General features: G+C 70.0%; 19 protein-coding genes and 3 CRISPR repeat arrays. Of the genes, 6 read left to right on the top strand and 13 right to left on the bottom strand.

The features are described from left to right. Positions 1 to 52: 52 nt before the first annotated feature. The 4 genes from ACIP37_RS05800 (at position 53) to ACIP37_RS05785 (ending at position 3441) form a co-directional block, all read left to right on the top strand. On the top strand, positions 53 to 673 hold the full coding sequence (locus tag ACIP37_RS05800; protein ID WP_363588660.1) for a TetR/AcrR family transcriptional regulator: 621 nt from the start codon (positions 53 to 55) through the stop codon (positions 671 to 673). Positions 674 to 886: 213 nt separating this feature from the next. Continuing rightward, complete coding sequence (locus ACIP37_RS05795; protein WP_224285092.1) at positions 887 to 967, top strand: tryptorubin family RiPP precursor; 81 nt, start codon at positions 887 to 889, stop codon at positions 965 to 967. A 133-nt stretch (positions 968 to 1100) separates the two neighbouring features. Continuing rightward, positions 1101 to 2159 carry a cytochrome P450 gene (locus tag ACIP37_RS05790; RefSeq protein ID WP_363588662.1) on the top strand — a complete coding sequence of 353 codons (1059 nt, stop codon included), beginning with the start codon at positions 1101 to 1103 and terminating at the stop codon, positions 2157 to 2159. Positions 2160 to 2163: 4 nt separating this feature from the next. Continuing rightward, positions 2164 to 3441, top strand: coding sequence for a cytochrome P450 (locus ACIP37_RS05785; RefSeq protein ID WP_400802961.1), 1278 nt, complete (start codon positions 2164 to 2166; stop codon positions 3439 to 3441). Positions 3442 to 4140: 699 nt separating this feature from the next. Further along, positions 4141 to 4901: a CRISPR direct-repeat array (repeat unit 29 nt; unit sequence ATCGGCCCCGCGCCCGCGGGGATTGCTCC). A 154-nt stretch (positions 4902 to 5055) separates the two neighbouring features. Here ACIP37_RS05785 and ACIP37_RS05780 read toward each other — a convergent pair. After that, entirely contained in the window at positions 5056 to 5814 is a 759-nt protein-coding gene (locus ACIP37_RS05780) for a GntR family transcriptional regulator (protein ID WP_363588666.1), read from the bottom strand. Between the two features lie 729 nt (positions 5815 to 6543). Between ACIP37_RS05780 and ACIP37_RS05775 the strand changes: the two genes are divergently transcribed. Next, positions 6544 to 6999 (top strand): glycine-rich domain-containing protein, encoded by a 456-nt coding sequence (locus ACIP37_RS05775; protein WP_400802965.1) that lies wholly within the window; start codon positions 6544 to 6546, stop codon positions 6997 to 6999. Positions 7000 to 7237: 238 nt separating this feature from the next. On the opposite strand, the gene ACIP37_RS05770 is transcribed toward ACIP37_RS05775, so the two are convergent. From ACIP37_RS05770 to ACIP37_RS05735, 8 genes are all read right to left on the bottom strand, one after another. Beyond that, positions 7238 to 7480, bottom strand: a complete 243-nt coding sequence (locus tag ACIP37_RS05770) for a helix-turn-helix transcriptional regulator (protein WP_363588670.1) — start codon at positions 7478 to 7480, stop codon at positions 7238 to 7240. Positions 7481 to 8031: 551 nt separating this feature from the next. Beyond that, positions 8032 to 8237: direct repeats of the CRISPR family, unit length 23 nt; unit sequence ATCGGCCCCGCGCTCGCGGGGAT. Positions 8238 to 8944: 707 nt separating this feature from the next. After that, complete coding sequence (locus ACIP37_RS05765; RefSeq protein ID WP_363588672.1) at positions 8945 to 9472, bottom strand: hypothetical protein; 528 nt, start codon at positions 9470 to 9472, stop codon at positions 8945 to 8947. Continuing rightward, positions 9469 to 10626 carry an XRE family transcriptional regulator gene (locus tag ACIP37_RS05760; RefSeq protein WP_363588674.1) on the bottom strand — a complete coding sequence of 386 codons (1158 nt, stop codon included), beginning with the start codon at positions 10624 to 10626 and terminating at the stop codon, positions 9469 to 9471. The genes ACIP37_RS05765 and ACIP37_RS05760 overlap by 4 nt, the downstream gene beginning before the upstream one ends. Before the next feature lie 710 nt (positions 10627 to 11336). After that, positions 11337 to 11670: direct repeats of the CRISPR family, unit length 29 nt; unit sequence GTCGGCCCCGCGCTCGCGGGGATCGCTCC. Between the two features lie 645 nt (positions 11671 to 12315). Then, a complete protein-coding gene (locus tag ACIP37_RS05755) occupies positions 12316 to 13086 on the bottom strand; it encodes a ricin-type beta-trefoil lectin domain protein (RefSeq protein ID WP_400802970.1) in 771 nt (256 codons plus the stop codon). A gap of 283 nt (positions 13087 to 13369) precedes the next feature. Then, on the bottom strand, positions 13370 to 15199 hold the full coding sequence (locus tag ACIP37_RS05750; protein WP_363588771.1) for a glycoside hydrolase family 15 protein: 1830 nt from the start codon (positions 15197 to 15199) through the stop codon (positions 13370 to 13372). A gap of 242 nt (positions 15200 to 15441) precedes the next feature. Next, positions 15442 to 16818, bottom strand: coding sequence for a M64 family metallopeptidase (locus ACIP37_RS05745; protein ID WP_363621531.1), 1377 nt, complete (start codon positions 16816 to 16818; stop codon positions 15442 to 15444). A 159-nt stretch (positions 16819 to 16977) separates the two neighbouring features. Continuing rightward, positions 16978 to 17145, bottom strand: coding sequence for a hypothetical protein (locus tag ACIP37_RS05740; RefSeq protein WP_400802974.1), 168 nt, complete (start codon positions 17143 to 17145; stop codon positions 16978 to 16980). After that, positions 17142 to 18338, bottom strand: a complete 1197-nt coding sequence (locus ACIP37_RS05735) for an FAD-dependent monooxygenase (protein WP_400843340.1) — start codon at positions 18336 to 18338, stop codon at positions 17142 to 17144. Before ACIP37_RS05735 ends, ACIP37_RS05740 begins: the two co-directional genes overlap by 4 nt. Positions 18339 to 18516: 178 nt before the next feature. Here ACIP37_RS05735 and ACIP37_RS05730 point away from each other — a divergent pair, with 178 nt between their 5' ends. After that, on the top strand, positions 18517 to 19236 hold the full coding sequence (locus ACIP37_RS05730; RefSeq protein WP_363588779.1) for a TetR family transcriptional regulator: 720 nt from the start codon (positions 18517 to 18519) through the stop codon (positions 19234 to 19236). A 139-nt stretch (positions 19237 to 19375) separates the two neighbouring features. On the opposite strand, the gene ACIP37_RS05725 is transcribed toward ACIP37_RS05730, so the two are convergent. The 4 genes from ACIP37_RS05725 to ACIP37_RS05710 form a co-directional block, all read right to left on the bottom strand. After that, positions 19376 to 20695: a cation:proton antiporter gene (locus ACIP37_RS05725; protein ID WP_363588781.1), complete on the bottom strand. Its 1320-nt coding sequence runs from the start codon at positions 20693 to 20695 to the stop codon at positions 19376 to 19378. Positions 20696 to 20844: 149 nt separating this feature from the next. Further along, complete coding sequence (locus ACIP37_RS05720) at positions 20845 to 22017, bottom strand: 4-hydroxybenzoate 3-monooxygenase (protein WP_363588783.1); 1173 nt, start codon at positions 22015 to 22017, stop codon at positions 20845 to 20847. A 225-nt stretch (positions 22018 to 22242) separates the two neighbouring features. Further along, entirely contained in the window at positions 22243 to 23028 is a 786-nt protein-coding gene (locus ACIP37_RS05715) for a helix-turn-helix transcriptional regulator (RefSeq protein WP_363588785.1), read from the bottom strand. A 324-nt stretch (positions 23029 to 23352) separates the two neighbouring features. Then, complete coding sequence (locus ACIP37_RS05710) at positions 23353 to 23577, bottom strand: holin (protein WP_350880880.1); 225 nt, start codon at positions 23575 to 23577, stop codon at positions 23353 to 23355. Between the last annotated feature and the right edge of the window lie 92 nt (positions 23578 to 23669).

Below are 23669 nucleotides of genomic sequence, written 5' to 3'. Positions count from 1 at the left end.
CGGAATCGGACTCACGGTTCCGGATGGCGACGATACGGAGGCGCGGTTCCCCTTGTCAAACACCCCTTCCCCTCCCCCTTCCCGTTCCAGCACACCCACCGGCGGCAAGCTGCGCTCCGACGCCGCCCGCAACCGGCTCAAGGTGCTCGACGCCGCCCGAGCCGCCTTCTCCGAGTCCGGGCGGGACGCACAGATGGGCGACATCGCCCGCCGGGCCGGGGTGGGCGTCGGGACGGTGTACCGCCACTTCCCGACCAAGGAATCGCTGGCGGAAGCGATCGTGGAGCACCGGTTCCAGCAGACCCTGGACTTCCTCAGGAACGAGGTGCTCCCCGACCCCGACCCCTGGCACGGCCTCGCCCGCTCCCTGGAGTTCTGCGGAACCATGCAGGAACAGGACCGGGGCTACGCGGAGACGGTCACCGCGATGGTCGGCGGCAGCACGTTCGACGCAGCGGCGATCGCCGAACTCAACGAACTCACCGACAAGGTGCTCAAGCGCGCCCAGGCCGAGGGTTCGGTGCGAGAGGACCTGACCGTCGCGGACGTGTCACCGCTCTACATCGGCCTCTGCCACGTCGTGCAGGCCGGGGTCACCGACTGGCGCCGCTACCTGGGCATCATCCTCGACGGACTGCGCCCGCGACGGTGCGCGGACTGCTCCGGCGACTGACACCGCCAGCCGCCGGGGGGGGCGAACCAGGAAAGCCGGGGGGCGAATCAGGAAATCCGCTGGCAAATCCCCCCACCTCCCCGAGCCTCTCGACAAGAACCTCCCCCGACAGTGAACCCGATGGGGAGCCGGCTGCGTGTCTACGTCTGTAGGGCGACTGCAGAGTCGGCTTACGTTCGCTCAGCCACCTGGTAACGAAAGGGAGACCCAAAGATGAAGATCCTGTTCGCCATCCGTGACGCGTCCTTCGCCAAGAAGAGCCTGAAGGCCAGCGCTTGGTACATCTGGTACTAAGCCGGCTGATCGGTACCTCCGGTACCTGAACAGCTGATCCGCCCCCGCCCCTGCCCCCCTCGCGGCCTCCGCCGGGAGATCGGGCCCGGGGCGGGGGCGGAGACCGGTCCCGGCAAAGTCTCGGAGACATCACATGGCACTCTCCCCCGCCTCCGCCCGTTCGCGAACCACCGTGCTCTCCCCCCGACTTGAGGCCCTGCTCAGGGACCATCTGGGCAAGGACGCCGTCCGGCTCGAACCCGACACGATCGGGGTCGCCGGGCCCGAGCTCACCGACCGGATCCTCGCCGCCCGGCGCGCCACCGAGATCGAACGGCCCACCTTCAAACCGCTGCACGGACGTTCGATCACCCGCACCGAGGCGTCCTCGGTGACGCGGACGATCGGCAGCGACGTGCGCGAGGCACTGAAGGCCCCGCTGCCGCCGAACATCGACCTGTCCGGCCCGTGGCCGCTCACCGGACACCTCTTCCTGCGCGACCTCATCCTCGGCCGGGACCCGCGCCGGCTGCGGATCCTGATGAGCCGCAACCTCGAACTGACGCCCCTGCTCACCTGGTTGGTGATCTCGGCCGGCGCCGCACTGCCCGGCAGGCCCAAGCCCGGCGACGACCTCACCGAACTCGGCAAGCTCACCGCGAAGGCCGCCAACTACCAGGACCGACGGTACGCGCTCGGCATGTACCGCCGAGCCGCCGCACCGGTCTGCTTCACCATCTCCACCCTGGTCGCGAACGCGCTCTGGCTCGGCGCGCCGTTCGACGACAGCACGCCGAACCGGAACATCATCTTCGAGTCGCTGCGCCTGCTGCCGCCGTCCTGGAACATCCTGCGCCGCGCCTCGCCCGAGTACCCCGCGATCGACCCGCGGATCGGCGCGGGCGACGACGTCCTCGTCCTGCCGCTGCTCTCGCACCGCGACCCGGCCCTGTGGGAGGACCCGCACGAGTTCCGCCCGGAGCGCTGGGACCACCTCGACCCGGACAGCACTCCCGGCTACCTGCCGTTCGGGCACTCCTCCGAACGCTGCTGGGGCCGGCACATGGTGATGCCGCTCGCCGAGCTGCTGCTGGACCAGATCCGTACGGCCGGCCTGGTCGTCGACCCCGAGCAGCGGACCGCCAAGGTGCCGCTGCTCGGCCTGCTCGGCGTCAGCGAGGTCCGCGTCCTGAAGCCACGCGATACACACTGATCACATGCACGCCGATCACATACGCACCGAACACAGCGCCACCGAACACAGCGCCGCCGAACCGGAGCTCGCCGACGGCCAGTTCTACGCCGACCCGCACGCCGCGTACCGCCGCTGGCGCACCGAGGGCGGCGCCCGCAAGGTCCGGTTCGGCGGCGCGGCCGGGCTCGAAGGCTGGGTCGTCACCGGCCACGCCGAGTGCCGGGCCGCCCTCACCGACCCCCGGCTGAGCAAGAAGGCCGTCACCGAGGCGTTCGCCCGACACATCGGGAACTCCGAGGGCGGCCCGGGCCGCGACCTGATGTCGCACATGCTCAACTCCGACCCCCCGGAGCACACCCGACTGCGCAAGCTGGTCCAACAGGCTTACACCGCGCGGCAGGTGGCAACCCTGCGACCGATGGTCGAGCGCCACGTCGGCGCACTGCTGGACCAACTGGACGGCCCCGACTCGATCGAGCTGATCAGCGAGTTCGCGCTGCCGCTGCCACTCGCGGTGGTCTTCGAGCTGTTCGGCGCGCCGCAGGCCGAACGGGAGAACCTCCAAGTGCGGGGCAACGCGGTCGATGCCGCCCCGGAGGACGGCGGCGAGGCGGACGGCGGAGCGGACGGCGAAGTCTCGGTGGAGACCGCCGAAGGTATGGCGGACTACCTGCGCGCCCTGGTCGACCACAAGCGCACCCACCCGGGCGACGACCTGATCTCCGAACTGCTCGCCGCCCAGGCGGACGGCGACCGGCTGACCGAGGCCGAGATCACCTCGATGGCGTTCCTGCTCGCCATCGCCGGCCACCAGACCACCGTCAACCTGATCGCGAACGGCATCCACGCTCTGCTCAGCCACCCCGAGCAACTCGCGGCGCTGCGCGCGGATCCGGCACTGCTTCCCGGCGCGATCGAGGAAGTCCTGCGCTACGAGAGCCCGTTCAGCATCGCCTCGCTGCGCCGCACGACCGAGCCGGTGACCATCGCGGGCACCACGATCCCGGCCGGCGAGTTCGTCCAGATCGCCCTGCTCGCCGCCAACCGCGACCCGGCCGTCTTCACCGACCCCGACCGCTTCGACATCACCCGCCCGGACGCCACCCGACACCTCGCGTTCGGCCACGGCATCCACCACTGCCTCGGCGCACAACTCGGCCGCCTCCAGGCCGAGGTAGCGTTCACCGAACTGCTGCGCCGCTTCCCCGCCCTGCGCCTGGCCGAACCGGCCGAGACCGCGCAGTGGCAGGACAACCCGAGGCACCGCGGGCTGCTCAGCCTGCGGCTACTGCTGCACTGACGCCGGCAGGCCCCCACCCGCCCAGCGCCGGTGGGGGCCGAGCACATCACCTGCTCGGTCCGGGCCCGCCCATCCGACGCACCCCGTCGAGGACCAACTCCACACACCAGAACGGTCTCCACCGCGGTAAGTGGCAACTCCCCCTGATAGCCGTGCTCCCACGCGCCGACTTCCAGGCCTCACTGCGGCGGCGCTGAAGCTCTACGACCTTCCCCATGCCCGGGGCCGACTACCCCAAGGCCAGCAACACTCACCGTGGCAACCGGCGACCTGCCCCGCCCCACTTCGCTTCGCCCAGCAGCACCCGCCGCGCACCTGTCCCACATGAACACCACCCGGCGGACAACCTCCTCAGCCACGCATCCCGCACAACCAGGCGAACAGACCTGGCCCCGCAAGACCATTCGGGCGCCGCCTCGTCACCATCGGCAGGCAGCGGCCCCGAATAATCTCGGCCACTGCCCCAGCGTCCAGCATCTACGACAGCAACAGGCTGCCCCTGACCTCGGACGGGTATCACTGCCGACGGTCCTCAACCTCCACGTGCGAGTACGCTTCGAGAACTCAGGCCACGACACCGACAACCACCCCTGAGGCAATGAAAGATGGCAACAACACATCGGCCGTTCGACGGATCCTCCACCAATCGAACTGAACCAATCAGGCCCCTCGACCGATAATCACCCCAGGTCAAAAAGCATCGGCCCCGCGCCCGCAGGGATTGCTCCGGGTGGGCCTCCAGCACGGCGGCTGCCGTCAGATCGGCCCCGCGCCCGCGGGGATTGCTCCCGGGGCAGCGTGCGGGCAGATCCAGGCGGGGCATCGGCCCCGCGCCCGCGGGGATTGCTCCTCGGGGTTCATGATCGAGTTCCGTTCTGCCGCATCGGCCCCGCGCCCGCGGGGATTGCTCCCTCCGCACCGAGCTGTCCGCCATCATCGGACCATCGGCCCCGCGCCCGCGGGGATTGCTCTGCCCGAGCCCCCACCCGCCGAGCAGGTCCGTGATCGGCCCCGCGCCCGCGGGGATTGCTCCTGCCCGTGCAAGGGCGAAGGCCACGGCACCGAATCGGCCCCGCGCCCGCGGGGATTGCTCCTCCCGCTGCATCTCGCGCTGCATCCACGCAAAATCGGCCCCGCGCCCGCGGGGATTGCTCCCGCTCGGATATCGCGTGGGCGGACTTCCACGCATCGGCCCCGCGCTCGCGGGGATCGCTCCCATCGGTCGCGATGGTGGGTGGCTCCAACTCCATCGGCCCCGCACACGCGGGGATTGCTCCCGCCGCTCGATGTCCTGCTCCACCTTGTACGGGTTGGCCCCGCACATGCGGGGATTGCTCCAGCACCGGCTCGCCGGGGAACAGCACGGCCCAGTCGGCCCCGCGCTCGCGGGGATTGCTCCTCCGCCGGCCGGTATCGGGCCTTGCGCTCCTTATCGGCCCCGCGCCCGCGGGGATCGCTCCGCCCCCGCTCGGCTTCGGCCGGGCGGGGGCGCTTCGTCGTTACGGGGTGTCGTGCGTCCACTGCCACACGCCGTCCGCGTCCGGCTCATACCAGGACCGTCCGTCGACGTACCGGCCATGCCGCCACCGTACGACCGGCATCGGACCATTCAGGTCAGGAACGTGGGGCGCGCCCGTACTCAGCAACCCAGCGCGAGGTGAGCACGATGTCTGCGGTCTCAACTGGGCGCCCGGTGGCCTGGTCGTAGTAGGTCCGTTCAATTGCCATCACCGGGACAGCGGGTGCAACGCCGAGGGTCTGAGCCTCAGGTCGCGTGGCAGCCCTGGCACTCACGCGCTCAACGGGCACGCCCACGTCGATGCCGAGGATCGCCATGCGGTCGGCGACGCCGATACCAGCGTGTGGACCGGCCTCGGGCAGGACAACCAAGCTGCCGCCAGTGGTGGCCATCGGTTCCCAGCTCTCTGCGAGCTGCACCGGGTCTCCGTCGGCCAGGTACACGTAGGTCGTGTGCATCACCGGATCGCCGGGCTGGATTTCCAGCCGGGCCGCGATGCGGGCCTCGGCGGCACGAGGCTGAGATTCGTGCCGCCAAGTACCGGCGACACCCTGTCTGGCGAGGGTGGCCTCCGTCGGGCTGCCGTCGCCGCGGGGTACGCGTTGACGGCGCACCAGGACGGTGGGCGGTTCCTGGCTGCGGACGTAGTAGCCGCGGCCATGGCGGGCGACGACCAGGCCCTCGGATTCGAGTAGCCGGTAGGCGTTCTGGCCGACGCCGTGGGAGTAGCCGAATTCCTCACGCAGTGCAGCGAGAGACGGCAACTGGGCTCCGGCTGCGAGCTGGCCGGTGAGGATCCGTTCGCGGATGTGGTCTGCGATGCGGAGGTAGGGGGATTCGGCGTCGCCTGCCATGCATGTCCTCCTACGTTCCGTGCTCGGTGGGTGACAGAGTATGCGGCCAGGCTCTACTGTATGTGTAGCCCTAATCCTTACATGTACTGAGGGATCGGTGCAGATCGGCATGTGCGCAGGAGCCGTGAAGGCTGCGCTCGGTCAGGCCACAGGCGCCCACGTACGCGTTACGCGCCCCAACGCTGGAGTAGTGCGCCTGAGCGTCCCCGCGTCTGTCGACGAATCAGTCGAACGCTGGGCTGATGTCCTGGCCATCGTGCAGTCCTGCACCTCATGGGGATCCACGGACGCAACTGGCGCGGTGGTCGTTTGGGCCGAACTGGAGGAGCCGCAATGATCGCCAGACCGGACGTCCCGTCCGGCATCGTCATCACTCTGGACACAGCCCGGGCCGGGCACTACGTCAGCGCAGAGTGTCAACTCGACGCCCACCACGGGTGTCCCGACGGCCTGCGGGACGAGTGCGGTGCTCGGGTGCTGGTATGCCTCTGCGACCCGTCGGGGTGCCCCTGCGTTCGCAACCTGCCGAGCGGATCTCCCACCGGTGGCCCGAACCAGCCCCTCGCGATCAGGTCGAAACGCCCTGATCAACCCTCCGTCCCCTCCCGGGCCTGACGACGACGTCGGCCCAGGAGGTTGCACCACTCGACACACCGAGAGGAGCACTACCATGATCATTCCCGAACCACCCCGGCGCTGGCGCCGCCCCCGACCGCTCCGGACCAGTTCGTGAGCGCGGCGACGTTCGACTCCGTCATCTCCACCGTGCTCTCCAACAACGAGGGCATGGACGTCGCGATGGCCACCCGGATCACCCGGGAAGCCATCGCGTTCGTGGTTGTGGGCGCCCGCCGCCCGCACCTGGCCATGGCGCCGTCCAGGATCGTGGACGAGGGCTGGCACGCGTTCCTCGTCCACACCGAGGCGTACGCCGAGTTGTGCGAGCGCGAGGGCCGGTTCGTGCACCACAGCCCGGGATTCGACCCGGGCAACTTCGACCAGGACATCATGGAGCAGACCCAAGCTGCCATCCGGGAGGCGGGCTTCGAGGTCGACCAGGAACTGTGGCGGCCGCCGACGGACGACAGCCTGGTGACCGTAGCGGCGAGCTGTCAGCACTCGCCCAGCTGTTCAATCAGGCCGATGAAGAAACCGGAGAAGCCCTGCACCAAGCCCGCTGAATAGCGGACTCGGAACGCGTAGGCTGCCGGCACACGAGTAGGAGGCATCCGATGGAGTGGATCGATCCGCGGTACGCAGACCTGGTCGCGTGCTACCGGCAGCAGGACTTCGAAGCTTTCGGGCCATTGCTCGAACGTCCCGACGGCGAGACTGTACCCCCGCGGCTCGGGTTCGTCATGGAGCCGCTTCGAGACGAGTAGCAGCAGGTCAAGGCCCTGACCGGCCCGATGGCCGGCCAGGGCTACTCGTCGCGGACCAGGCGCCAGAGTGGCACGCCGATTGCCCGCGCGATGGCGCCGAGTTGGTCGAGCGTCGCAGGTGCGAGGCCGTTCTCGATCCGCCCAATCGTGCGCCGGTCAAGTCCGGCGCGCTCCCCAAGCCGCTCCTGCATGGGGTCCGCCTGTCGCCTGAGCGAGAGAATCCGGGCCCCGACGTCTCGCCGGTCGCGGATCTGCTGTTCGTCGGGTTGGTACGGGGCAGGCACCCCTTGATGCTGACCGGATCATGATCAAAAGTCTGTACCGATATGCCGCCACTTATAGAGCATCCGTTCGACAGGCTTGACCCACCGCAGCCCGAAGGGACCAACCGGGAGCACACTCTGAGCGCCACCTACGCCATACCGGCCCCGCGCCCGCGGGGATTGCTCCGACCTGACCCGGGCCCAGCTGCTCACAGTCTCGTCGGCCCAGCGCTCGCAGGGATTGTTCCGCACATTGCCATCGCCGAACTCACGCTGCTGGCAACACACTTGCGTGGGCTGCTCCGCGGCAGATCCCCAACCCGCCCGGCGGACTTACTCCACAGCGCACCCAGCCAGCCCCTGACCTCGGGCAGGTACCGCTGCCAGCGGTCCTCAATCATCGTCTCAATCTCCACGTGCGGGTACGCTTCGGGGAGTCAGGCCACGACACTGACAATCAGCCCTGGGGCAAGGAAAGATGGCAACAACGCATCGGCTGTTCGACGGGACTTCTACCGATCGAACTGAGCCAATCAAGCCCCTCAGCCGCTAATCACCGCAGGTCAGGAAGTATCGGCCCCGCGCTCGCGGGGATCGCTCCCCGCACCGCCGGCCGCTCTCGTGACCGTCGAAATCGGCCCCGCGCTCGCGGGGATCGCTCCATCTCCTTGAACGTCCGGTACTTGCCGATGCGATCGGCCCCGCGCTCGCGGGGATTACTCCATCCCGGATGAAGCTCTGTGGGAGCGCATTCCGTCGGCCCCGCGCTCGCGGGGATTGCTCTGCGGGGCACATCGCCATCGCCGAACTCACGCTGTTGGCGCCACATTTGTGGGGACTGATCCGTGGCAGATCCCCAACCCACCCGGCGGACTTACCCCACAGCGCACCCAGCCAGCCCCTGACCTCGGACAGGTACCGATGCCAGCAGTCCTCAATCATCGTCTCAATCTCCACGCGCGGGTACGCTTCGCGGAGTCAGGCCACGACACTGACAACCAGCCCTGGGACAAGAAGAAATGACAACAGCACATCGGCTGTTCGACGGGACCTCTACCAATCGAACTGAATCAATCAAGCCCCTCAGTCGCTAATCACCGCAGGTCAGAAAGTATCGGCCCCGCACACGCGGGGATTGCTCCGCGCACGATCCGGTACAGGCCGTCGCCGTAGAATCGGCCCCGCACACGCGGGGATTGCTCCCAGTCGCTCGCGGCGGACGCCGCCGCGCTCAGATCGGCCCCGCACACGCGGGGATTGCTCCGACGTCGTCTCGGCGGGCATGATCGCAACCTGGTCGGCCCCGCGCGCGGGGATTGCGCCTTGGCATCCCCCGGCCGGTGATCTCGGCGGCCCAACCGGCCCCGCACCTGCGAGGGCTTCAAGAAGCCACTGTCGTGCGATCCGATCGGGGTGTTCGGCGTGGCGACGCCGGACACCGCTGCGCCCCACCCCGGAGACTCGAGGTGGGGCGCAGCGGCGTGTTCAGCGCATCAGATCATCTGCGGTGGCGGGCAAGCGTATGGACCGACCGTTCGTCACCATTCGCTGGAGAAGGGCGAACCCCTCCTGCTTCGAGACGATGAACCCGACGCACGCCACCGCCATCACGTCCTTGGTCCGCATCGTCGGGATCCCTCTGTGCCGCGCGAGGTCCAGCGACGCCTTGTCGTCGCTGATCCACGTGGCCTCTTTGAACTCCACCCGGGTGCTGATGACGTGCAGGGTCTCGGACTCCCCGAGATGCTTGAGCGGATCCGACGGGCTGCCGAAGAACACACCCTGTCGAATCCGCTCCACGGCCTCGGGGTCGTCGACTTCGATCGGATCCCCCAGCCAGCGGGAGACGTCAGGTGGGTCCAGGGCCGGCAGAAATCGAGATGATCGCTTGGCTTCGTACGCCACTGCTTCCGTCCATCGACCCCGGCCGCTCAGTACGTTTTCCAGGATGTCGAGCCTGGAGACGGACGCGAAGTTGCACAGGACCGTGTTGTCGGGAAAGCAGATGATCATGGGCTGAACGCGAGCTCCGTTCCGGGATCGGACGGTGCCGCCTGCTGCTGCTCAGGCTCGAGCTGGGCGGGCTCCAGGAGGTCCAGGAGCACGTCCGGGTCGAGGTCCAGGAGGGCTGCCAGCGGCCGGACTGTCGTATCACCCGAAGCATAAGCCTTGATTGCCAGCTCTGTTAGTCGTCGAGGATGCCAACCACGTTGGCTGCGCTCGGTGTTGACCATGTGCTGCTCCAGGGCCCCCGCGGCGCCGGCGATCCTGGCGCCGTCGGCTGTCAACATCGCTCCCCACTGCCTGCGCTGATCGGCAGTCAGGACTCCCAACACCTTCAACCGGGTTGCCATCGCGCTCGGCGACACGCGGTACTTCCAGGCCAGCTCCGCCACCAGGTCACCGCCGGCCGTTCGGTCCCGGGCGTCGGCCAGAACAGTGGTACGCGGCATCAGGAACTCCGCGGCGAACGCGTTCGCCTGCACTTCCATCGCAGTGGTCGACCGGCCCGGTTGCACCTTCTCGACGACTGCCTCGTCATGCGCGTCGCCGGCGAGGATATGGCCGAGTTCGTGGGCAAGGGTGAACCGCTGGCGTGTCCACACATTGGTTTTGGCAACGAGGATGAGGTCGAAGCTGTCGGTCGACCAGGACAGGCCGTCCAGCTTGTCGGGAAGATCGACGCCCGCGATCTCCACGCCGAAGGCCTGCTCGAAACTTGAGGCGAGGTTCTGGGTCGAGAGGGTCCAGGGGTCGGTTCCCACTGCTTCCAGGGCGGCCTGGGCGAGCTGTGTGCCGTCGATTCCCTCTGGGCGGTTGTGGGCGCGCCTCGGCAGGTCACTCCCGATCCGCGCCAAGGCGTCGATCACCTGCTCGTACCGGCCCAGGAGTGTGCGCACTTCGTCGGTGGTGTGCTCGCAGGCGCCCGCCTTCCGCGCGGCGGCGCCGAGCGCCGAGCGCGGCTCGACGCCGCGCAGCAGCCAGTCAACGGTTCTGCCGCCGAAATCGGCGATCAGCGCTAGTTCGAGGGAGGTGAAGCGGCGTTTCCCGCCAAGAGACTTCGACAGCTTGTCTGGGGAGATTCCAATGCGCTCCGCCATGACGGCCTGGGTCTCACCCGTTGAGCCGATGACCTGACGCACGCGTTCAATCAGTCCGGCATCCATGCTGCGACCGTACAGTCGCGTTGCGATTCTCGCAATCGACATGACCAGGTTGTGACCTGGGGTTCACCCGCCTGAGTGAGTGCACGGCGCGCACTGACGGCGACGCCTCGACAGGCACCCTGACCTGTGGAGATGCAATCGCGGCCACACGGTGATTGGGCGCCGCCAGGCGCAGTGGCGAGCCAGATCGGCAATGGCCGCTGCAATCATTGGTACAGACCACGCCGCACGTCATTGCTTCGGGGACGCGTCCACCCAAGCCCTCCCTGCGTAGGCCAGGACACGGCTGCGCAGCCGGTCAGGAGAGGCTGATGATCTGCAGAACTGTGACGCGGCGCGCCTCCTCGTTCAGCAGCAGTCGGCCTCGCGCTCGCGGGGGTTGCTCTCCGCTAGCATCAGTGCCGGTTCAGTGGCACGGGTCGGCCCCACTGTCGCGGGGATTACTCCACCTTCGGCACCATCAAGGCGAAGGCCGCGGTGTCGGCCCCGCACACGCGGGGATTGTTCCCCGAACAAGGCCAAGGGGACGGCTTGGGAGAGCTCGGCCCCGCGCTCGCGGGGATGGTTCGGGAGACCAGCCCATCACACCGGTGACCACCGGAAGCTGGTCTCGTCGAGAGGAAGAGGCATGAAGTCCGTCACGCGCCGCCTGCCTAATCGAACTGAATCAACTGACGGTCCCTGACACGAATCGCCGCAGGTCAGGAAGTGTCGGCCTCGCGCTCGCGGGGATCGCTCCGGGAAGATCCAAGCCCAGCTAGGCACGACCCCGTCGGCCCCGCGCTCGCGGGGATCGCTCCACGCTCTTGGGCCGGCCGCCCGGGGCCATCTTGTCGGCCCCGCGCTCGCGGGGATCGCTCCTGGCCCGCGGGGTTCGGTCTGACAGACCGCGCGTCGGCCCCGCGCTCGCGGGGATCGCTCCGGCGAGTTGGTCGGGTGGGAGTCGGGCGACACGTCGGCCCCGCGCTCGCGGGGATCGCTCCGGGTCGCCAGGGGCCAGGGCCCCGCTGTCGATGTCGGCCCCGCGCTCGCGGGGATCGCTCCAGGCCCGGCTCCCCGGCCCGCAGGCCGTTTCCGCCTCGCGCCTCCGGGTGGGGGTTGTCGGCATCAGGGGGATCTTGGTCGGCTCGCTACCTGGGCGACGGCTTCCGGCCCTCCCGGCAGTTGGGGGGATGCCGTCGTCGGTGGAGGCCAGGACTTTCTGGTGCTGCTCCTTCGTCCCGTGTGCCACGTTCGCGTGGTCCTTGGTCGACGGGAACGCCCGGTTGACCTTGGGGCATGCCGTCGTATCCCGCTAGTTCTGGTGCTCGGTCAGTCATGGGCCCGGATTCGGGCCCATGGCGTGATCTCTGGGGAGACATCCGGGTCTTCGGAAGCCGCCATGGTGCCCACACGGGCTCAATCGAACGCGTGCTTCTCTCTCCTTCGGAAAGGTGTCGACCTCCAGGTCGGGGTATGACACCCCCGTCGCCAGCGTGGGCAACTGGCTTATAGGCGAGACTATTTGTGGCCGACAAGAGGTGGTCCCGTTGTGCGGTATGCCGCACAACGGGACCACCGGCCACCAGCAGCCGAGCTGTCAGCGGGAATCCAGCTTCCGGACCCCGTGGCTCCGGAGGTGGGATTCGAGGGGCCCCGTCGGGCCGGCCGTGGGGGGCGCTCACGGCCGGCCCGGTCATGCGGGGGGGATCAGTGCGGGAGGTTCCACTTCTGGTTGTCGGCGCCGTTGCAGTCCCAGATGCCGAGCTGGTTGCCGTTGTTGGTGGCGAAGCCCAGGTCGTCCAGGCAGCGGCCGGACTGCGGGTTGAGCAGCGAGCCGTCGGACTGGGCCTTCCACTGCTGGGCGCCGCTGCCGTTGCAGTCGTAGAGCTGGACCATGGTGTGGTTGGCGGTGTTGCCGCCCTGCACGTCCATGCACTTGCCGAGGGCGCGCAGTGTCCCGTCCACTCCGACGGTCCACTTCTGGGCGTTCGTGCCGTTGCAGTCGTAGATCTGGACCGCGGTGCCGTTCTTGTTCTCACCGCCCTGGACGTCGATGCACTTGCTCGCGTAGCCGCTGATCTGCCCCTGCGGCCCGGAGACCGGCGGCGGCACCGTCCCGAGGAAGACGACCTGCGGGAACATGACGGTGTCGCCGAAGTTGCACATGGCGGTGCTCATCCCGCTGCCGACGACGGCTCCGCCGATCGCCATGCGCATGTACGGGCCGGTGTGGTTGACGTAGTACTGGCACTGCGCCTGCACGCGCCAGATCTGCAGGGGGCTGATGTCCGTACAGGTTCCGATGACCTGGCCGCCGCCGGTGGCGATGGCGTTACACCCGCCGGCCAGCGACGCGCCCGAACTCGCCTGCTGTGCCTGGGCAGTGGCGGGCGCGGCCTGGCGCGCGGCGGTGGATGCGGCCTGGGCGGCGGCGGGGACGCTGAGTGCTGCGGCGGAGGCCAGCAGCGTGGTCATCATGACAACAGCGGTACGGCGCATGAGGGTTGGGCCCTTTCCGTGATGACAGGGTGATGGCACTGCTCAGATGTTGCGCAGGTTTGGCCATGAGCATTGCAGTGCCACCTGGGGTCGTCAACGGATGTGAGCCGACGAGATGTCGCCATTCACCTCAGCTCATCCGCGACCTGCTCGTTCCCGCCGGGCGGGAACCAGAAAGGAGCCGAAAAGGAGCCGAAAAGGAGCCGGACGGGAGCCGGACAGGAGCCGAACAGGGACTGGATCCAGCCGAATTGACGCAATCTCAGCCCAGCGCGCGGTCGAGGTTGAAGGCCGCGCTGATCAGCGACAGGTGGGTGAAGGCCTGCGGGAAGTTGCCGAGTTGCTCGCCGGTCGGGCCGATCTCCTCGGCGAACAGCCCGAGGTGGTTGGCGTAGGTGAGCATCTTCTCGAAGGCGAGCCGGGCCTCCTCCAGGCGACCGGCGCGGGCCAGTGCCTCCACGTACCAGAAGGAGCAGATCGAGAAGGTGCCCTCCGAGCCGCTCAGGCCGTCCGGACTGGTGGCCGGGTTGTAGCGGTAGACCAGGGAGTCGGAGACCAGGCCCTTGGTGAGCGCGTCCAGGGTGGAGAGCCACTTGGGGTCGGTGGGCGAGATGAATTTGGCCATCGGCATCATCAGCAGCGAGGCGTCCAGCTCGCCGTCGTCCAGGGACTGGACGAACGCGCCCAGCTCGCTCGACCAGCCGCGCCGCATGATCTGGTGGTAGATCGCGTCCCGGGTCTGCCGCCAGCGGGGCAGGTCGGCCGGCAGGCCGCGGCGGTTCGCCATCCGGATCGCCCGCTCCAGCGCCACCCAGCACATCAGCCGCGAGTACACGTAGTTCCTGCGGCCCCCGCGGGTCTCCCAGATGCCCTCGTCGGGCTGGTCCCAGTGGTCGCAGAGCCAGTCCGCCACCATGCCGACGTCCTCCCAGCCGTCGCTGCTGATCGGCTGCCCCCACTTGTCGTACAGGTAGATGGAGTCGATCATGGCTCCGTAGATGTCCAGCTGGAGCTGGCCGGTGGCGGCGTTGCCGACCCGGACGGGTGCGGAGCCCAGGTGGCCCTCCAGGTGCGGCAGCGCGTACTCGGGCAGCTCGGTGCGCCCGTCGATGCCGTACATGATCTGCAACGGGCCGTTCGCGGCGGTGTCGCGCATGCGCTCGAAGAGGAAGCCCATGAACGCCTCGGCCTCCGAGGTGAACCCGAGGCGCAGCATGGCGTAGACGCAGAAGGCGGCGTCGCGGACCCACATGTACCGGTAGTCCCAGTTGCGCTCGCCGCCGACCTGCTCGGGCAGGCTGGTGGTGGGTGCGGCGACGATCGCGCCGGTCGGCGCGTAGGTGAGCAGCTTGAGCAGCAGGGCGGAGCGGTGGACCATCTCCCGCCACCGCCCCTGGTAACGCGACCCGGCCAGCCAGTGGCGCCAGAACCGGACGGTCGCCTCGAACTGCTCCTCCGCCTCGGCGCGCGGACACGACCGGGCCGGGACGTCGTCGCCGATCTGGTCGAGGGCGAACACGACGGAGTCGCCCTCCAGGAGCTTGAAGTGCGACCACACGTCCAGTCCGTCGGTCTCCAGCGGCGCGGTGGCGGTCAGCGCGAGGGTGAGCGACGGGGAGCGGAAGACCGCGACGTGGCCTTCGAGGGACACGGTGTGCGCCTCGGCGCCGTAGCCGAAGCGCGGGGCGATCCGCGCCCGGAACGGGAGGATTCCCCGGACGCAGACCAGCCGGCGGATCAGCCGGTGCCGGGCGACCTCGGGCGACTCGTCGGCCACGGGCATGAAGTCCTGGATCTCCGCCACGCCGTCCGCGGCGAAGAAGCGCGTGATCAGCACGTTCGTGTCGGGGAAGTAGAACTGCCGGGTGCGGGTCGGGACGTCCGCGGCCAGCTCGAACGATCCGCCCCGGTCCGCGTCGAGGATGGCCCCGAACACGCTGGGCGCGTCGAAGCGCGGACAGCAGTACCAGTCGATGGTGCCGTTCGTGCCGACCAGGGCGGTCGTCCGGAGGTCGCCGATCAGGCCGTGCTCGGAGATCGGCAGGTACCGGCCGCTGTCCGCCTGCTCGAAACCCGTCGTGTCGAACGCCATGCCGACCTCCCCGCCGCTGTGGCGCGGGCTTGGAGACGAAGCCTTCCCAGCCATGGTAGATCGCCGTCGGCATGAAGGCCGGGCCGAGCACCGGCCGGGCCTCGCGGGCCCCTGCCGGTGCGGGCCCGGCCGGGGCGATCTCCGGCCGGTGCGGCTTCCGCCGTGGGCGCGGCCCCTCCCGTCCCGGCCGGGCAGGAGGGGCCGGACACGACGGGCCGGGCACGAGGGGCCACGCCCCGTGGTCAGCGGGTGACGCTCCAGACCAGGCTGCGGGTCAGCGCCGGGGTCAGGGCCGGGTCGATGACGGCCGAGGTGGGGTCGTTCGCGACGGCCTTGAGCTCGTGGGCGGCGGGCTTGGGGCCGGTGGGGCCGAGGTCGGAGACGGCGATCGTCTTGCGGTCGCGCAGGGCCGTCACCTCCTTGCCGTCGAGGTACCACCGCAGCTTGGTGCCGGAGACCGGGAGGTCGACGGTGAGGCGGTCGGTCGCGGTCAGCCGGGTGGTGACGGGCGTGGCGCTGGAGAGGGTGGAGGCGCGCCGGTAGAAGCCGGCGATCATCGCCTCGCGGCCGGGCAGGTTGAACTCGCGGCCGAGCGAGCGCATCACCGAGTTGTCGGTCGGCCGGTTGAGGCCGGACGGGTAGTTGCTGGCGCCCTGGTAGGCGCCGACCTTGCCGCCGTCGGGCGAGGTCTTGCCGAGCCAGCGGTACCACTTGGTCTTGTCCTGGCGCATCCGGTCGGCGCTCAGGGTGGTGATGTTGGGCTGCCCGGGCTCCGCGCCCTGGTAGGGCCCGGCCCCATCGGCCCAGTACTCGTCCGCGAGCTTGCCCAGCGAGTGGCCGGTCTCGTGCACCGCTATCTGGCCGGATGCGCCGTTGCCGCCCGCCACGGTGGCGATGCCCTCGTACCCGAGCGGCGACTGGGTGCTGCCGTAGCCGGCGCCGCCGTACTTGGCGGTGTTGGCGACGACGATCACGAGGTCGGCCTGCGGGGCCTTCGCGGCGTAGGCGTCGACGGCCTTGACGTCCACGCACAGCAGCCGCTCGATGGAGTTGCACCAGAAGTGCGAGCCGAGGGCGGTCTTGCGGACGGTGTTCTGCTTCGGGTCCCCGGAGACCCCCGACTGTGCGGAGACCGCGCCCACGGCCCACACGTTGAACAGCTTGCGGTAGGTGGCGTAGGGCTCGACGGCGCTGATGTCCTTCCACTTCGCCGCGGCGTCCTTGCGGAACTTGTCCTGCTCCGAGGCCGTGTAGCCGTCGCCGATCATGACCACGTCCAGCTTGCTGTCCGTGCTCCCGTTGTTGACGACCTTCGTGACGGCGCCGTCCCCGGCAGCGGCCCCGGCGGCGTCCACGCTCATGGACTGCTCGGCGACGAAGGGGGACGCCGAAGGGACCTTGGTCCGGCTGATGGCGCCGTCCTCGGCGAAGACCTCGACGTCCTGGTCGCCCGGGAAGGCGCCCGGGAAGGCGTCCGGGAAGGCGGTGACGGCGGCCGGGTCGGACGGCACGTCGACCGGCTCGGACGGGGCGGCGACCGCCGGGCCGACGCCGACGGCGAGGGCCGCCAGCGTCGTGACGCCGGCCAGGAGGACCGAGGTGAACCTGCTGTTGCGCAAAGGAGTTTCTCCGAAATCGACGGGCGGCGAGGGCCGGTGACGAGCTTTCCGGGACATGACGCGCGGTGCCGCACGGTCCCGCGCCGTGACACCGCCGCCCCTCGCCAACACGGCCGCACCAGGCCCGAGCTGACTGGGCGACATCGCCCGGTCGCCACCTCACCGGTGGATACGGCCGGTCCCCCACGAACGGTTCACACCGGCTGCCGCCATGGTGGTGACGGCGTCCTCGAAGTGGTCGACGACGGCCAGGCGGCCGGAGATGTCCACTCGTACGATGCCGCCTGCGCGCAGCCGGCCGAATGAGGGAAGCCCGGGCCCAGTCATGAGTAATCCCCGGGTGTGGCACGGGACTTGAGCACACTCCCGGCCCGGGCTGTCGCGAGCACGGCCGGCGACAGCCGAGTGGCCAGGTTCCTGGCCAGGATGCCGCCGCGGCCGGCCGGGACGAGCAGCGCGAAGGCCGCTCGTACGGACTGCCGGGCCTGGTCCACCAGCCCCCGGTGCGCGGCCTCGTAGCGGGCCAGGGCCGCGCGGTGGTCGGCGGGATCGGCGGCCAGGGCATCGGCCAGGCCGTAGGCGCCCGCCATGGCCAGGCTGGAGCCGCCGCCGAAGAGCGACACGCAGGACGCGGCGTCGCCGAGCAGCGCGACCCGGCCCCGCGACCACTGCGGCAGCCGGACCTGGCTCACCGCGTCGACGTACAGTTCCTCGCTCTTGCGCACCTGCGCCAGCACCTCGGGCGCGCGCCAGCCCATCCCGGCGAACGCGGCGGTCAGCAGTCGCCGGTGCTGCTCGGTGTCGCGGTGGTCGAAGTCCGGCACGGCGGCGGACCGGACCATGAACGCGGCCAGCGGCCTGCCGCATCCGGGATGCACGCAGAGGGCGCGGCCCGGCGCGTTGTGGATCGCCACTTCCCGCAGGTCGCCCGCCGCCCCGGCCAACGGCATGGTGGCCACGTACATCCCCAGGTGGCGGACGAACCCGGACTCCGGGCCGAAGGCCAGCCGGCGGACGGCGGAGTGCAGGCCGTCGGCGCCGACCACCAGGGCGAAGCGGCGGGGGCGGCCGTACTCGAAGGTGACGTCGACACCCGCCTCGTCCTGGCTCAGGCTCGCGATCGAGTCGCCGAACACGAACTCGGCGTCGTCCCGGCTCGCTTCGTGGACGATCGCGGCGAGATCGCCGCGCGGCAGCTCGACCGTGTCGGCCCGGGCCGCGCCCGACAGGCCCCGCAGGTCGATCCTGCCGACCCGGCGGCCCGCGCCGTTGTAGAAGCCCACACCGGTCACCTGGGTGGCGGCCGCACGGAGGCGGTCCCTGATCCCCATCCGCTCGGCGACCTCCATCGCGCGACCGGCGACATCGACCGGGCTGCCGCTGGAGCGCACGGCCGCAGCCCGCTCGACCACGGTCGGCTGAAAGCCGTGGCGGGCCAGCCAGTGGGCGAGCGTCGGTCCGGCGATGCCGGCCCCGGAGATCAGCACGGTGCGATCGGCCGTCTTGGTCGAGGCGTTCATGGACGCTCCTTCTGTCATCGCCTGATCGCGTGTCATCGCCTGATCGCGGTCAGGCCGACTCGCGGCAGCCGTCGCCGGTCAGCGGTCGCGCCGGCGCTCCCGGACTGACCATCGGTCAGTAATTCGACGCTACGCCCTGACCGCCGGTCAGGCAAGGGACAGCGACTAGGCTCCCCGTATGACTGCCGAGAACCCCGACACCCGGGCACGGATCCTCGCGGTGGCCCTGGAGGAGTTCGCCGCGCACGGCTACCACGCCACCTCGGTACGCGGGATCGCCGAGCGGGTGGACGTGACGAAGGCCGCGGTGCTGTACCACTTCCCCAGCAAGGCGGACATCCTCGGCGCGCTGATCGAACCGATGCTGGACGACCTGGACGCCGCGCTGGCGCCCACCGGCCCGCCGGATCCGGCCGCAGTCCGCTGGGCGGCGATCGAGGGGCTGCTCGACGTCTGGCTGCGCCACCGCGACCTGCTGCGGATGAGCCTGTACGACGCGGCGCCGGGCCTCTCGGGCCCGGGCTTCACGCGCTTCCGCGACGGGATGATGCGCGCGAACGTCCTGGTGGCGGGGCCCCACCCGGACTTCGTCGCCCGGGTGCGCGCCGCCCAGACGATCGCCATGCTCTCCGACCCGGTGATCCTGCTCGCCGACGCCCCGCCCGAGGACCTGCGCGCCTGCGTCCTGGCCGGGGTGCACCGGCTGCTGGACGGCCCCGAACCGCCCGCCGCCGGCCCTGGGCGCGTCGGCGGTGAGCGGCGCGGCCGACCGAGCGCGATGAGCCCGGCGATGGTCGACACCGCCCGGCGCCTGCACGCGGCCGGCCGCACCGCCGAGCAGATCGCGGCGGCACTCGGAGTCTCCCGGGCGACGGTCTACCGCCACCTGCCGACGTAGCCGGGGACACGAGAACGGCCGCCAGGCAGCGGCCAATAATGAGACTTAATTGAGACACCGAAGGTCATCTCAGCGGTGATGCCGGTCGGACAGGCGCAGGAAGTGTCCACCCCACCGGTGCTCCGGGTCTCGCGGTGCGTCACGCGCCGCTGGCCTCCTCGATGCCCGATCTCGCGGCGGCGTCCTGCTGTTGACGGGGCAGAGCGACCGGCCCGGTCCCGGGACGGGCGTCAGGAGCGCGGATGAGGCGCCGCACGAGCGGGTTGACGGGCAGGGTCGCGGCGAAGGCGGTGACGAGGAGAACGGTGAACAGCCGGTCGCCGATGATGCCGAGGTCACGGCCCAGCGTCAGGATGAGGACCTCGCCGAGGCCCTTGGTGTTGAGCAGGACCGCCACCGTCGTGGCCTCACCGCGCGGCACGCCGATCAGCCGGGCACCCAGTCTGGCGCCGGCGAACTTGCCGCCCCACGTGACGACCAGGAACACCACCACCGCGACCAGGCTTCCGGAACCCAGCCCGCCGATGTCCACGGACAGCCCGGTGAGCGCGAAGAAGACCGGCACCAGCAGCGCCCCCGCGTGGCGCATCGGCGCCTCGACGGCGTGCCGCAGTTCCTCGGCGGCGTCGCGCGGCATGGCCAGCCCGAAGGCGAAGGCGCCGATCACGGCGTGCATGCCGAGCCACGAGGTGGTCCACGCGGACAGCAGGATCCCGCTGCCGAGGGTCAGCAGGACGAGCAGGGGATGTCCGTCGGCGCGGACCGGCCGGCGCAGCAGGCGCCGCAGCAGCGGGCGGATCACGAAGGCCATCGCCGCCGCGTAGCAGGCGAGTTCGGCGAGCGAGAGGAGGACGTGGTCCGAGCCGCCGCTCCGGGCCACGGAGGCGATGCAGGCGACGCCGCACCAGGCGGTGATCTCGGTGAGCGCCCCGCAGGCCGTGGCCATGGCCCCGGTGCGGGTCGCCTGCAGCTGGTTCTCCCCCACGATGCGCGCGAGCACCGACAGCGCGCTGGCGGACAGCGCGATGCCCAGGAACACGGCCAGCAGCACGGGGGACGTCTCCGTACCGATGAGGCGGGGCCACCTGGCCGCGAGGACGGCGGCCAGGGCGACCGCGAGGGCGAAGGGCACGGCGACGGAGGCCGCGGTGACCGCCACCACGGTGCGGACCCGCCCGTTCAGCTGCTTCAGGTCGAGTTCCCAGCCGACGGCGAACATGAAGAGCGCGATGCCCAGTTGGGCGATCACCGACAGGTGCTCACGGACCTGGGGCGGGAAGAGGACGTGCGGGAGGTCGCCCGGCAGCAGCCCGAGGACGCTCGGCCCCAGGATCACCCCGACCGCGATCTCGCCGACCACCACCGGTTGACGCAGGCGAGTGCGCAGCGGCGACAGGGCGAGCCCGATCAGCAGGATGGTCGCGATGTCGGCCAGCGCGGTCGAGGAGGAGCCTTCCATGGTCGTGCGCCTTCCTGGAAACGGGGACCTGCGCGGCCCGGTGACGCGGCCCCTGCATTATCGGGAAGGGCCCGTTCGTCGACGTAGCGTTCCCCGCGTGTCGCGGTCGCGTGGCTCCTCCCCCGCGCCCCGACCCGGACCTTCACGCCCTAGTTGGTGCCGGCGGTCAGCTCGCTGAACAGTTTGTTTGCCGACTCGGAGGCGAACTGGCGCTGGAGCTCGGCGCGGGCGATCTGCTTCTTGAACTCGCCCTCGTAGCCGGTGAAGCCCGCGTTGTGCATGGTGTCGGTGATCCACGTGGCGAACGCCTGGTAGTTCCAGATGTGTGGCAGGCAGGTCTGCGAGTAGCTGTCGAGGAGGCCGGAGTCGCCCTCCTTGGCGTGGCGGATCACTGCGCGGGCGAAGACCTCGGTGTCGTGCAGAGCGAGGTGGATGCCCTTGGCGCTCATCGGCGGCACGATGTGCGCGGCGTCGCCCAGGAGGTAGAGGCTGCCGTAGCTCATCGGGTCGAACACCACACTGCGCAGCGGAACGATCTGCTTGGACAGGATCTGCCCGCGCGAGGGCGGCGTGCCGAAGCGGGCCTCCAGCTCGCTCCAGATCCGCTCGTCCGGCCACTGCTCGGGGGTGTCGTCGACCGCGCACTGCAAGTAGATCCGGCTGGCTTCGGGGCCGCGGGGGATCATCCCGGCCAGTCCCAGTTCGTGGATCGCCATGCCCGAGGGCTTGGTCTCGGTGGCGGCCAGGACGCTGAGCCAGGAGTAGCCGTACTCGTGGGAGTACTCGGTCAGCGCGGAGGCGGGGATGGAGCGGCGGGAGACGCCGTGGAAGCCGTCGCAGCCGGCGATGAAGTCGCAGTCGACGGCTCGCGCCGCACCGTCGGCGTCCCGGTAGCGCACCACGGGGTGGCCCTGGGTGAGGTTTTCCAGGGTGACGTCTGCGGCTTCGTAGCGCAGGTCACCGCCCTCGCGGAGGAAGACCTCGGTGAGGTTGCGCACCAGGACCTGCTGCGGGCAGTACAGGCTCTCGTTGTTGTCCTCGTCCACGTCGATCGGCATCGCGTGGCCGTCGATGTAGAAGCCGCCCTCGCTGTACGGGATGGGGTCGCCTGCGAGGACCTCCTCCAGGCCCCATTCGCGGAGGAGGCGCACGCCGAAGGTGTCGATCGTTCCGGCGCGCTGGCGCTTCTCGACGTAGGCGCGAGGGTGCTTCTCCAGCACGACGCAGTCGACGCCGTTGCGCAGCAGGAAGTTGCCGAGAGTCAGACCGGCGACGCCGGCCCCGATGATGACGACGGCCGTGTCGTCGTGTGTCTCAGTCATGCGTGCGAGCCCTTCATGATCCGTGCAGTGGTCGGTACGCGCCGAGCGCGTACGTCGCGGCGGCGGCCGTGAGGTCGGAGGGCCGGCGCTCGCTCGCTGTCCACTATGGAAGACCCGGCGGGCCGCGAACCACTGGTAAGTCGACACCCGATACCGGAAACCCGCCAAGCTGGCTCTGGCGTCGCGCGCTGTGCACCTGACCAGCGCGAACCGCCCGGGTGGGGGCTAGCGCGCGTGGAAGCGCAGGCCGGCCTGATAGCGGCCGGGGGTCTGGCCGACGACTTCGGTGAAGGCGTCGATGAAGGTGGACGGATTGGACCATCCGCACGCGACCGTGGTCTCCGTCACCGTCATCCCGTCGGTCAGGTGCGCCAAGGCGTGGTGGATGCGCAGCGTGGTCCGCCAGCGGTGGAAGCTCATGCTCAGCTCGGCGTGGAACAGGCGGCTGAGCGTGCGCTCGCTGGCTCCCACCGCCTGGCCGAGCTCGGCCAGGGTGCAAGGCCGGGCGGGGTCCGCGCGCAGCAGGTCGGTGGCGGCGCGCAGCCGGTCGTCGCTCGCTTCGGGAAGGTGGAGGGAGGTCTCGGCGGCGTCGGCCAACTCGTCCACGATCACGGCGAGCAGGCGCCGGTGGGCGCCAGGCCGCCGTTCTGGCTCGTCGGTGAGCGCCAGAAGGGCCTCGCGCAGCAACGGGCTTACCGCGAAGACGCTGGGGTGATCGATGAGCACGGCGCACAAGTCGAGTGGGACGGACACCAGCCGTACGTCGGTCTGCCCGTAGAAGCGGTGCGAGTGGGCAAAGCGCGGAGGCGTCCAGGTGATCCGGTCCGCCGGGGCGACCCACGTGCCGCGCTCCGTCGCCGTGACCAAGGCGCCGGCGGCGGCGTAGACCAGCTGACCGTGGACGTGGCTGTGTGGATCGAGCTGAAAGCCGTGCGGCAGCCAGGCACCGCCTTTCAGGATCTCCTCGTCTGCATCGGCGGGCAGCGGTGAAGTATGGCGGGTTGTCGGCATCGGGCGTCAGTTTACCGGTGGTCTCGCGCAGAGCGTCGCGCCGACAGTGGTCGCATGACCACGGTGACGCTCAAGTCCCGTCCCCGGTGGAGGTAGCGGTGGCCTCCCGGATCCAGCGCCCGCGCAAGCGGCGGATGCTGTCGTTGACCGTGCAGGGAAGCGAGCAGCCCAGTCCGCATTTCATGACCGTCACGCTCGGCGGCGAGGACGTCCAGCACCTGGAGCGGGCAGGCTTTGTCGCCTTCCCCGCCGCCGTATGGGGCGCCTTTGCCGCGGCCGTTCGCCAGGGGGAGTTCCCGGCTTGGCGCACCCGGGCCGGGCCGGTCAGTCGTGGGGGCGGGCCAGCAGGGCGGCCGAGTTCGGGTCGCCGACGAAGGTCGCGGCCACTCCCTTGACCACGGCCAGCGCGGCCGGCAGTGCCGCCACGGCCGCCGCCTTGAACGCGCCGATCGACGTCAGGTCGAATCCGTCCGCCAGCAGCAGGCCGAGGAACGCCACGGCGTAGGTGGCGACGGTGCGTTCGGCCAGGTCGATGATGAACTTCCGCATGGTCGGGACTCCTTCGCGGTGAAGGTGCAGAGGTACACGGGGGGCGCTCGGAATCGCCGTCCCTGGTGTACACGTTCACGCTGCCGAGTTCC

Origin of the sequence: Kitasatospora sp. NPDC088861, assembly GCF_044750105.1 — a bacterium.
Taxonomy (GTDB): domain Bacteria; phylum Actinomycetota; class Actinomycetes; order Streptomycetales; family Streptomycetaceae; genus Kitasatospora.
Note: the sequence above shows the minus strand (reverse complement) of the source record. Positions and strands in the feature narration are given on the sequence as shown.